The sequence below is a fragment of the Bacteroides rodentium JCM 16496 genome, from assembly GCF_000614125.1.
Lineage (GTDB): Bacteria > Bacteroidota > Bacteroidia > Bacteroidales > Bacteroidaceae > Bacteroides > Bacteroides rodentium.
This window is the reverse complement of sequence record NZ_BAKJ01000074.1, coordinates 1-10,435: the sequence shown is the minus strand read 5'-3', so window position 1 is coordinate 10,435 and position 10,435 is coordinate 1. Positions and strand designations below refer to the sequence as shown.

9 protein-coding genes and 2 pseudogenes are annotated in these 10,435 nt (G+C 43.5%); 3 read left to right on the top strand and 8 right to left on the bottom strand.

The window, feature by feature from the left end; translation table 11 throughout:
• A pseudogene (locus tag JCM16496_RS22795) lies at positions 1-288 on the top strand (hypothetical protein); the annotation flags it as partial.
• On the opposite strand, the gene JCM16496_RS19665 reads toward JCM16496_RS22795, so the two are convergent.
• The 5 genes from JCM16496_RS19665 to JCM16496_RS19645 all read right to left on the bottom strand — a co-directional run bounded on the left by JCM16496_RS19665 (position 265) and on the right by JCM16496_RS19645 (position 3,959).
• Positions 265-1,170 carry a LysR substrate-binding domain-containing protein gene (locus JCM16496_RS19665; RefSeq protein WP_025836269.1) on the bottom strand — a complete coding sequence of 302 codons (906 nt, stop codon included), beginning with the start codon at positions 1,168-1,170 and terminating at the stop codon, positions 265-267. The pseudogene JCM16496_RS22795 and the gene JCM16496_RS19665 sit on opposite strands and share 24 nt — an antisense overlap.
• 14 nt (positions 1,171-1,184) lie before the next feature.
• Complete coding sequence (locus JCM16496_RS19660) at positions 1,185-1,781, bottom strand: DUF6621 family protein (RefSeq protein ID WP_025836268.1); 597 nt, start codon at positions 1,779-1,781, stop codon at positions 1,185-1,187.
• A gap of 335 nt (positions 1,782-2,116) precedes the next feature.
• Entirely contained in the window at positions 2,117-2,626 is a 510-nt protein-coding gene (locus tag JCM16496_RS19655) for a PD-(D/E)XK nuclease family protein (RefSeq protein WP_244440505.1), read from the bottom strand.
• 44 nt (positions 2,627-2,670) lie between these two features.
• Positions 2,671-3,336 (bottom strand): hypothetical protein, encoded by a 666-nt coding sequence (locus JCM16496_RS19650; RefSeq protein ID WP_025836267.1) that lies wholly within the window; start codon positions 3,334-3,336, stop codon positions 2,671-2,673.
• Entirely contained in the window at positions 3,330-3,959 is a 630-nt protein-coding gene (locus JCM16496_RS19645; RefSeq protein WP_128809749.1) for a hypothetical protein, read from the bottom strand. Before JCM16496_RS19645 ends, JCM16496_RS19650 begins: the two co-directional genes overlap by 7 nt.
• A 585-nt stretch (positions 3,960-4,544) precedes the next feature.
• On the opposite strand from JCM16496_RS19645, the pseudogene JCM16496_RS19635 reads away from it, so the two are divergent.
• Positions 4,545-4,976, top strand: a pseudogene (locus JCM16496_RS19635) (transposase); the annotation flags it as partial.
• A 48-nt stretch (positions 4,977-5,024) separates the two neighbouring features.
• Here JCM16496_RS19635 and JCM16496_RS19630 read toward each other — a convergent pair.
• From JCM16496_RS19630 to JCM16496_RS19625, 3 genes are read right to left on the bottom strand one after another with little or no spacing between them, the layout of a single operon-like run.
• Positions 5,025-5,906 carry a nucleotidyl transferase AbiEii/AbiGii toxin family protein gene (locus JCM16496_RS19630; RefSeq protein ID WP_025836263.1) on the bottom strand — a complete coding sequence of 294 codons (882 nt, stop codon included), beginning with the start codon at positions 5,904-5,906 and terminating at the stop codon, positions 5,025-5,027.
• Complete coding sequence (locus JCM16496_RS25115) at positions 5,906-6,121, bottom strand: hypothetical protein (RefSeq protein ID WP_369346683.1); 216 nt, start codon at positions 6,119-6,121, stop codon at positions 5,906-5,908. Before JCM16496_RS25115 ends, JCM16496_RS19630 begins: the two co-directional genes overlap by 1 nt.
• On the bottom strand, positions 6,028-6,480 hold the full coding sequence (locus JCM16496_RS19625) for a type IV toxin-antitoxin system AbiEi family antitoxin domain-containing protein (RefSeq protein ID WP_369346682.1): 453 nt from the start codon (positions 6,478-6,480) through the stop codon (positions 6,028-6,030). The genes JCM16496_RS25115 and JCM16496_RS19625 overlap by 94 nt, the downstream gene beginning before the upstream one ends.
• A gap of 1,257 nt (positions 6,481-7,737) precedes the next feature.
• Here JCM16496_RS19625 and clpB point away from each other — a divergent pair.
• The gene (gene clpB / locus JCM16496_RS19620) at positions 7,738-10,332 is read left to right on the top strand and encodes an ATP-dependent chaperone ClpB (protein WP_025836262.1); all 2,595 of its coding nucleotides are present in this window, start codon (positions 7,738-7,740) and stop codon (positions 10,330-10,332) included.
• The last annotated feature ends 103 nt before the right edge of the window (positions 10,333-10,435 follow it).

Here is a 10,435-nt window from a genome sequence, read left to right as displayed (position 1 = left end):
ACTCTTCACGCAGGCGACATGCTGATAGCCGTCGACGTCAATGCCCCGGCCAAAGGCGGCAAGCGAAAAACGTTATCGCCTTACCAGTTACTTACAAAATCATCCCGACTGATGTTGCAGCAAATCACCCGCAACCAGATAGAGCAAAGCCGCCCCGACCTGCTGATACAGATGGAAAGCGATGAGTATGACATGATGGAATTCCATCACGCCACCGCCATTGTGGAGAACGGCAGAAAGGCTGCAAGGGAAGCATGCCTCTCCCTACCCCATCAAAAAATCCTTTGACGACATAAACATATAGTTCATAAAGGCTTGTGACAATCCTCCTTCCTGCCCTTGCAACTGGACAAAGCAGAAGTCGCGAAGCATGGGCATATCCTTTATCTCGACCACGCGGAAAGTGCCTGTCGCCAGTTCCTTGCAGATGGAACGGATAGACACGATTCCCATGCAATCGGAGTTTTCAAGAAAGAGCTTGATGCTTTCGGTACTACCCAGATACATCAGTACATAGAGTGAGGAAAGCTTGACGCCGTGCTTCTGTAGCGAGCGTTCTATCACGTCCAGCGTGCCCGAACCGCGCTCACGGAGCACTAAAGGAATAGCGGGCAAATCCTGGGGAGTAATCTCTTCGGGCAATTGCAAACGGCTTTTGGAATGGACTACCGCTACCAGTTCATCCTCAAGAAAAGTAGTGTACTTCAGATTGGGAAGGCGGAAAACCCCTTCCACCAATCCCAAGTCAATGCGGTGTTCCTGCAAAGCAGCTTCTATCTCTCTGGAATTCCCATTCAGCAAGGACAAGTTGACCTGCGGAAACTTGCCGATAAAACTGCCCAGCAACGGAGGAAGCACATACTGCGCTATGGTAGTGCTGGCTCCCAACTTGAGTTCGCCAATATATTCGTTATGCAACAAGTGCATTTCATATTCCAGCCGTTTATAGTCCTCCAATATCCGTTCGCAATGCTCCAAGAGCAGCCGGCCCGACTCGGTCAAGCTGATTTTACTTCCCTGACGGTCGAAGAGTCTGGTCTGATAAGTGGCCTCCAGCTCCTGGATATGCTTGGTTATAGCCGGCTGACTGACAAACAACTCTTGCGAAGCCTTTGTAAAACTCAGGTTCTTCGCCACAGACAGGAACACTTTTAAACGGAAATCGCTCATGTACTTCTTATATCTTATAATTCGTCAGACTTGATGCCGAAAGCATGCGCCAAAGAATAAAACACCGGCTCCAGGCGGCAATACACCGGGCTCAGAGGTTCCTCCGTAATGAAGTACACAGCTTTGCCCCGTTCTTCCTCATTCTTGTCTTTGAAGAAACCCGCCAGCTTCTCCTCCACTCCATTACCATATACCTGATGGAAAGGCAACAGCATCAAACACTTCACATCAGCAGAATCAAGTGCCAGGTTCATCAGGTCAAGAAACAACTCTTCGGTAGAGACTAAACCGGAAGAGGTGACGGAAGAAAATGCAAATTCGCCCAGCGGTGTACGGCATGCCTGGTGATTCAGTTTATTCACATCGGATGGTTCACAACACTTCAGCACATCCGCTGCCGGAGTATGCACCAGCAACACTTCCACCTCATTTTCCTGTTCTCTCAAGCCGGCGTCCAGTGCCAGATAGCTCAACCATGCCGGCAGGTCAACATCGGGTAGCTTCCGTCCCAACTTACCTTCCAAAAAGTTTTTTGCACCATATACCACTTCATTCAGAAATGCAACATCTATCAATATCACATTTGCCGGAAACTTTATCTTATCCTCCATTATCTCCTATCTTAGATTTTATTATTTGGTTTAACCAATAAAAAACGGGCATTCAGCGAGTTACTTAAAAAAATAGTGTGACGAATTAGCAACCTACGAATTTCGAAGATTCATGGTGCTATGCTAGCATATAACTCTTCTTGAATACAAAACTACGAATATTATTTAAATGAACAATAGATTGAATTCATTTTGTACTTTTAAGTAAATTCCATCAAGCCATTGAAACAACAAATCCTTGTTCAGTATATTCCAAACAAGGATTTATCACCTCTTACAAAATATTGTTTCAGACACAAAAGTTTCAATCAATTTTAAATGAATATTTCATTTCATCACCATTGCCGTAACCAAAATTCATTGAACAGGTCACTTTCTGAATCTTTCTGCTCATTGGAAAACAAATCCAAAAGAGAAAGACATTTGAACGCCGCTTCTTCACAAGCATAGAGAATGTTTTCAGGAATATCATCAAAACAAGTTATCAAAACAAAATGCAATTTAAACAGACTTTGATCATATGATGCTTCAAATATCTGTTTGTATCGTATCAACTGATTATCATGTACGGCAGTATATGCTTTGTTTTCAATTAAGATGGCATGATGCTCCGTGTTTCCGTTATATTCCAGCTCCACATTAGCATGTAAATCAATGTAATTCCATTGTTTCCAGGTCTCTACGGATTTAACTTTTATATGTTCATAATCCTCTATATCTAATAATCTAAATAATATCGTTCTGCAATATTGATATAGTAAAGGCTTTTCTGTCGCATAAATAGTAGAGGAACGTCTTATAGTCCATGATAAAACATAATCGAGTATTGTTTCGATTATGCCCATCTTTTTCGCTTGAATCTCTCATTAATAATGATACCGCCATATTCTTAATCCTCCAATATTTCTACTTCCACATTTGAATAATTTTCATGAGAGTTGATTTCAGCAAAGAATGTCAACACTATTTTCAGTCCTGATGCTGATAAAACTTCAAACGATGTTCCGCTTTTCCTTGTAACGCTTGCAATTTCCCAATCTTTTTCATGATCTATATCCAGCTGCTTTATGTAATTCTCCGCCAATTCCGCTTCTTTTGTAGAGAGAACTGCCCCCATTATGTTTCTCACTTTTTCTTCAGAAACTGCTGCCTGCCTTGCTTCTTGTAAAGTCGTAGCCTCTATTTGTTCCGCTTTATGTTGTCTCATTTGTTTTACAGCCGCACTTCCTATGACATCCAATTTACTTGGCATACCCAAGTGCCATTTTATAAACTCACGTACATTCTCATCCGTCACATTATATTTATTGGCTAAGAAATCCTTTTTAAAAACAGCTTTTTTGATTTTATCCATTGGTAGGTAGTCCCGGTTTATTTCATTTATCCGAATCAATTCATTTTCATCGAAAACAAGAGGAAATATTCTTCCGTCATCGATTAAATTCCGGAATTTGATTTGATATTCCGGATGCTCTTTATGTACATAGAAACTATACTGTTCGGGATAAGCAACGTCTTTTTTTTCCCAATTTGCTTTATCCTTATCATCTACCATTCCCAGCCAGCAATCATAGCTGCTTTTTCTTTTTGCATGGTAAGCAATTTCTTTTCATAGGGAGTCAGTTCTTTAGGGGGAAGCGGGGGAATCTGCACTTCCAAATAAGGAGTTTGGTCTCCTATTTCCTTATAGACATTCTCGTATGTCAAATCAAGTTCATATTCTATCAAGGATTTCAACCTTTGATATTTGTTTCTGTATCTATAACGTTCATCGGCATTAGTAATTGTTTCCGAATCTTGCTCAATGCGCAGTTGCTCCACATTATACCAATTCATGAATTTCACGTAGTCCAATATCTTTACGGTAATAGTATCGGAAGTTTCATTTTTCAGATTAAGTCTTTTATAATATCCACCAGCTTTTTTCTCGGCAGAAATTTGCTCATGCAGTAACTGGATTTCATTGTTGAGTTGCCTGCTCTCTTCCATTTTCTTATCCAGCTTTTTTGTGGAGAACATTAATCCACCTGAACTTATTTTTTGTATTTCGGCAGATAATACCTGCTTGTTCTGCAACTTAGCTTTTAAAACTTCTTCTAAAGAATCTACTTTAGAGATTTGAGCCGACAAAGAAACGTATCCGCAAAAGGACAGCACTAATAAAAATAAATGTTTCATAATTGTGCGAGACTTTCAGTGTCAAAAGCCATTTTATACAAACCACGAAGCGTGGCACTGCAATGCCATGTTCTGATTTGGAGGTCGTAGGAAAACCTTTAGCACGAATATGGTAATAGCAGCCCACGCTATAGCGTGAGAACCACTATGCCCTCCTTGTGCTAAATTTGAAAGTTTCCTACGTTTCCAAATCACAAGATAAGCATAACGCTCCTTCTTTTTCTCGTATGTCTTGGAAAGGTCACCCCTTTCCGAGTGCAAAAATACACAAAGTGCAGCAAATATCCTTGTATTCCTACACTTTTTGTATTGGAACATACAATACTTTGGTAAATTTTTACCGAAACTTTAAAAGTTAAACAATAGAACCGGCAAAAGCTGGTTCGGAAATACTAAAGAGGTCATTGAAACGTTGTCAAAAACGAATGGTTAAGCATGAAAAATGTGCTGAAAAAAGGAACTGACCCGCTGATAATAAAGAAGAAAAGTATTGCATAATTCGTTAACCTTTAGCAAATTAAAAGTCTACAAACTCTTCTGATTATGACTAAAGAAACACGCCTTATGCAATACCAATCCGAGTGCCTGTCGGCTCTCAAAAGGTACGTTTCCTTATCCGCCTGGTATCCCATGAACGGAAGGACAGACAAGTGGCAGCTTTACTTCTCTACAGACGATTCGATGGATGGACGCGAAGTTCTGGATTATTACAGAAATAGGTTCCAACTGGAATTTTGCTTTAGAGACAGCAAGCAGCATGCAGGAATCACCAACTCTCAGTCAACAGACTTCAGAAAGCTGGATTTTCACTTCCATGCATCGCTCGCCGCTGTAAACTTGGCCAAAGCGGCATGTAAGAGACTCGGAATAACTTATTCCATATCCTCTTGCAAGTCAGTCATACACAATGCTTATATGCTTGAACGATTTATTTGCGTGTGTGGGATTACCCCAGACCCGCAAGTTATTGACAAACTTTTCAAAGAACTCATTTCATTTACAGCCAAAGCTGCTTAGGATTGGCTAATTTTTAACGAACTATTAATATAATCATATGCTTATAGTTCATAATATGCTCTCGTTTCTTAGTGATTCCCAATAAGGTTGCAGTCGTTCTCTTATCAATAGGCCGACGGTCTGAAAATCTATGGATTCCGGGTATTTTATTTTCCGCAGAAAGCCATTCCAGAAGGATTGGCGGTCTTTCGATGAGAAAAACTCTTCGGTAAATAAGGGGTGATTCTCCCGATAACCAGTTTCCCTATTTGCAAAAGTAGATGTAATAGCATCCGACAGTATTTCACTATCCACCCTGTCTGTCACCAGAATACGATAGACATCAAAGAAGTCTTTCATGCGACTATTGGCCAAAGAGAGAACTATCATGGCATGGAACTTTTCCGCAACGACAGTTTCCAATGAATAAGCCTTTATCTCCGCTTGCGGCACAGTATCAATCAAAGCAGGAAAAGCCAGTTCTTGAGGTGCAGGAGTAACGACATCGCCAAAACCTATATCCATAGATACGCGCTGACGGGCAGTGTCAAAATGAGCAACGACAGAAACACGTACTCCGTGATATTCCTTGTTTACCGTTATATCCTCCGCTTCTACCGTATCAGCGTCATAGTCGGCTCCGTCAAGAACACATTCAACATTGCATATTTCCTTGATAATTCGTTTGATGTTCTCTTTATCATTGTTGATACGGGTCGCCATAAAGTCTATATCCAAGGTCGGACGAGCTTCAAAGCGGTCGTGAGCGTAAAGCAACGCACCGCCCTTTAGGATAAAACGCTCACGGTAGTTGCTGATGGACAAACGATAAAGCAGCCGTTCCTGCATGTAACGGGAAATCATCATTTGCGGATTGTAGTGTTCCGCTCTTGATAAATTCAGCAGCCGTTCCTTAACCGATTTTCCGGAGTTTGCATATGTCTTGCTCATTATAGAATAAATTTTATCAGCTCATCAATTTTTTTACCCACTCGCAGTTGCGATGCGTATTCATAGAGACGGGTGATGTCACGTTCTTTGCGCGACAGATAGTTATTGAATATTTCGGAACTTACATCCAATCCAATCTTATTCCGATACTTGATGGCATCGCAGACCGATTTTTCCAAATCATACACTTTAACCTTGAAACCGTCAATCTCCACTTCAATAACTCCAAGCTCATAAGCCTTCGTGTCATAAAACTAAGTTCAATAGGCGGGAACACAGGAAGCGTTATCCGTCGTGTGCGTTCTACCGCAATGTGGTATGCTTGTGGAATTTGAGTTGTAAGCTCATGGTACGACCATGCGGAATAAAGACACAACACACCGCCTGGTACCAATGTTTCGACATCAATCATTTGTTTGGCCAGTCCATTATTGAGTGCGTATACGCCTCGGCGCAACCGTACAATCCGCCCGGTTCTCGTACCATACAATAACTGGTCATATAGTGATACCTTTTTGGCTTCTGCTGACGATATGTAGCCACCATTACGAGTTATATATTCCGTTATATTCATTTTAATTCTCTTGTCATCCGCAAAGTTACTACATTTTTTCTAATGTGCAGTATATTTGATGTAATAATCAGGGCTGAACTATGATAATCTACTGTTTTATGATTCAGTTTATTACGGCACTATTTATTTGACATGTCCGATAGAATTATGACCGTGCCATTATGAGGTGGTTTCAAATGTACCCATTGTGGAACATCAACGCCATACCTCAAAATGAAAAGTTTTCATTAGACAGTGGGGCAAAATAGTAATAACCTTGGGGAAAACCTTTAGCACGAATATGGTAATAGCAGCCCACGCTATAGCGTGAGAACCACTATGCCCTCCTTGTGCTAAATTTGAAAGTTTCCTACGTTTCCAAATCACAAGATAAGTATAAATCAGGCAAACAAAGCTTCATATCCTTCAACTTTATAGAAATCGGCTGGCTGACAGTTGTTTGCGGTGAAACCTATTGGGGCGGGAAATAGACAGGACAACTGATGCTGAAGCTTGGGTTTGGAACTGTAAACCTCTACTTGACGGCTGTAAACCTCTACTTGACGGTCATAATCCTCTACTTGGTCGTGCTACATCTATAGATGCAACACGCTGGATATATAGATGCAACAAACAGTCATGGAAGTTTCACCTGAAACCCCGATGGATAGGGCGATACACAAAAGGGTGAAACATGTGTAAGACTCTTTCGCTTAAATTTAAAGGAGTTAAATGAAAGAGCCGTGAACATATATACTTACCCATTGGCGAAATTGAATCATGTGAAAAATCCGACAAACAGAACATTTTCCTTTTTTCTCCCCACCTGCTCCCTACCTGCTCCCTATCCGGCCCCTATCTAGTCCATCTGTATATACACGGAGCAGGTAGGGAACAGGCAGGGAGAGAACCGAAAGACAGAACAAAATGAAGTCATCGTTGTGTCTTGTCCTCTTATCTTCCATTAGCTTATTGCCCTCCCGCAACACGAGAACCTTGGAACCGGGACACGAAGACTTAGCTACTAAAACATATAGGCCCTCACTGCATGACACCCTTATTTGTCATTCTCTTTATCCAATAGAGTTTAATACGAAAAGAAACTTTGCTCCAACTTCTTATCTAATGAAGTAGAAAGATACAAAACGACTGATTTACAGACAATTTGTCATTTTACAAGATTTATATGCAGACAATTTGTCCGAAATGTGCCAATGGCAAATCTTTTGCGCCTTCCCAAGTGTTATGAAACTGATAAAATAGAAAGGAGAACAAAATATGAACTTTAACAACTTTACCATTAAAGCGCAAGAAGCAGTGCAGGAGGCTGTGAACCTGGTACAAAGCCGTGGACAGCAGGCCATCGAGCCCGTGCATGTGCTTCAAAGCGTGATGAAAGTGGGTGAAAATGTCACCAACTTCATCTTCCAGAAGCTGGGCATGAACGGTCAGCAGATAGCACTTGTACTGGACAAGCAGATTGATTCCCTGCCCAAGGTATCCGGTGGAGAGCCATACCTGAGCCGTGAAACGAACGAAGTATTCCAGAAGGCCACCCAATATTCCAAGGAAATGGGTGATGAATTCGTCTCCCTGGAACCGGTACTGCTGGCTTTGCTGAATGTGAAAAGCACTGCATCCACCATTCTGAAAGATGCCGGGATGACGGAACGCGAACTGCGGGAAGCCATCAACGAACTGCGAAAAGGAGAAAAAGTGACTTCACAATCCAGCGAAGACACTTACCAGTCATTGGAAAAGTATGCCATCAATCTGAACGAAGCAGCCCGCAGCGGCAAACTGGATCCCGTTATCGGCCGTGACGAAGAGATACGGCGTGTCCTGCAGATTCTGAGCCGGCGTACCAAAAACAACCCGATTCTTATCGGTGAACCGGGTACCGGTAAAACAGCTATCGTAGAAGGACTTGCCCACCGTATCTTGCGTGGAGACGTCCCCGAGAACTTGAAGAACAAACAAGTCTACTCCCTGGATATGGGTGCACTGGTGGCCGGTGCCAAGTACAAAGGCGAATTTGAAGAACGTCTGAAGGCCGTTATCAACGAAGTGAAGAAGTCCGAAGGAGACATCATCCTCTTCATTGATGAAATTCACACCCTGGTGGGTGCCGGCAAGGGCGAAGGCGCCATGGATGCCGCCAACATCTTGAAACCCGCCCTGGCACGCGGCGAACTGAGGAGCATCGGGGCCACCACCCTCGATGAATATCAGAAGTATTTCGAAAAAGACAAAGCGTTGGAACGCCGTTTCCAGATTGTCATGGTGAACGAACCGGACACGCTGAGCACCATTTCCATTCTGCGTGGTCTAAAGGAACGTTATGAGAACCATCACCACGTCCGCATCAAAGACGATGCCATCATCGCCGCCGTAGAGTTGAGCAACCGCTACATCACCGACCGTTTCCTCCCGGACAAGGCTATCGACCTGATGGACGAAGCCGCTGCCAAACTACGTATGGAAGTCGATTCCGTTCCGGAAGAACTGGACGAAATCTCGCGTAAGATAAAGCAGCTGGAGATTGAACGCGAGGCCATCAAGCGCGAAAACGACAAGCCCAAGCTGGAACAAATCGGCAAAGAACTTGCCGAGCTGAAGGAGCAGGAAAACTCGTACAAGGCGAAATGGCAAAGTGAAAAGACCCTTGTCAACAAAATCCAGCAGAATAAGGTGGAAATAGAGAACCTGAAGTTCGAGGCCGACAAAGCAGAACGGGAAGGCGACTATGGCCGGGTGGCCGAAATCCGTTACGGCAAACTGCAAGCGCTGAACCAGGAGATTGAAGAAACTCAGCAAAAACTACACGAAATGCAGGGTGACAAGGCCATGATTAAAGAGGAAGTGGACGCTGAAGACATCGCCGACGTAGTATCCCGCTGGACCGGCATACCGGTAAGCAAGATGTTGCAAAGCGAAAAGGACAAACTGTTGCATCTGGAGGCGGAATTGCACCAACGGGTTATCGGACAGGATGAAGCCATCGAGGCCGTATCCGATGCCGTACGCCGCAGCCGTGCCGGACTGCAAGACCCGAAACGTCCTATCGGCTCATTCCTTTTCCTGGGAACCACCGGTGTAGGTAAGACGGAATTGGCAAAGGCGCTGGCGGAGTTCCTCTTTGACGACGAGACGATGATGACCCGTATCGACATGAGCGAGTATCAGGAGAAACACAGCGTTTCCCGTCTGGTTGGAGCGCCTCCGGGATATGTGGGCTACGATGAAGGCGGACAACTGACAGAAGCCGTAAGGCGGAAACCGTATTCTGTCGTCCTGTTCGACGAAATCGAGAAAGCGCATCCTGACGTATTCAACATCTTGCTGCAAGTGCTGGATGACGGACGTCTGACGGACAATAAAGGACGTACGGTCAACTTCAAGAATACGATTATCATCATGACCTCCAACATGGGCAGCGGCTATATCCAAAGCCAGATGGAGAAACTCAACAGTAGCAATAAGGAGCAAATCGTAGAGGAAACCAAGAAGGAAGTGATGAATATGCTGAAAAAGACCATCCGTCCGGAATTCCTGAACCGTATCGACGAAACCATCATGTTCCTGCCACTGACAGAGCCCGAAATCAAGCAGATTGTGGTGCTCCAAATCAAGAGTGTGCAGAAGATGCTTTCCGGTAACGGTGTGGAACTTGTTCTGACAAATGCCGCCATAGACTTCCTTGCCAATGCAGGTTATGACCCTGAATTCGGCGCCCGTCCGGTGAAACGTGCCATACAGCACTATTTGCTGAACGATTTGTCGAAGAAGCTGCTGTCCCAGGAAGTAGACCGCAGCAAACCTATTACAGTGGATGCCAATGCCACTGACGACGGACTGGTTTTCAGAAATTAAAAGCAATCCGTATCCCCAAATAAAAGAGGCGATTCCCGACTATTGGGAATCGCCTCTTTTATTTTGTATTTCAATCCTTCTCCGATTACTCGGCCTTGCTTTC

What these genes read in the sequence shown, in the direction of transcription:
- JCM16496_RS19665 (WP_025836269.1), bottom strand. Translation starts at nt 1,170, where the DNA reads ATGAGCGATTTCCGTTTAAAAGTGTTCCTGTCTGTGGCGAAGAACCTG.
- clpB (WP_025836262.1), top strand. Translation starts at nt 7,738, where the DNA reads ATGAACTTTAACAACTTTACCATTAAAGCGCAAGAAGCAGTGCAGGAG.
- JCM16496_RS19655 (WP_244440505.1), bottom strand. Translation starts at nt 2,626, where the DNA reads ATGGGCATAATCGAAACAATACTCGATTATGTTTTATCATGGACTATA.
- JCM16496_RS19660 (WP_025836268.1), bottom strand. Translation starts at nt 1,781, where the DNA reads ATGGAGGATAAGATAAAGTTTCCGGCAAATGTGATATTGATAGATGTT.
- JCM16496_RS19630 (WP_025836263.1), bottom strand. Translation starts at nt 5,906, where the DNA reads ATGAGCAAGACATATGCAAACTCCGGAAAATCGGTTAAGGAACGGCTG.
- JCM16496_RS19650 (WP_025836267.1), bottom strand. Translation starts at nt 3,336, where the DNA reads ATGGTAGATGATAAGGATAAAGCAAATTGGGAAAAAAAAGACGTTGCT.
- JCM16496_RS19625 (WP_369346682.1), bottom strand. Translation starts at nt 6,480, where the DNA reads ATGAATATAACGGAATATATAACTCGTAATGGTGGCTACATATCGTCA.
- JCM16496_RS19645 (WP_128809749.1), bottom strand. Translation starts at nt 3,959, where the DNA reads ATGAAACATTTATTTTTATTAGTGCTGTCCTTTTGCGGATACGTTTCT.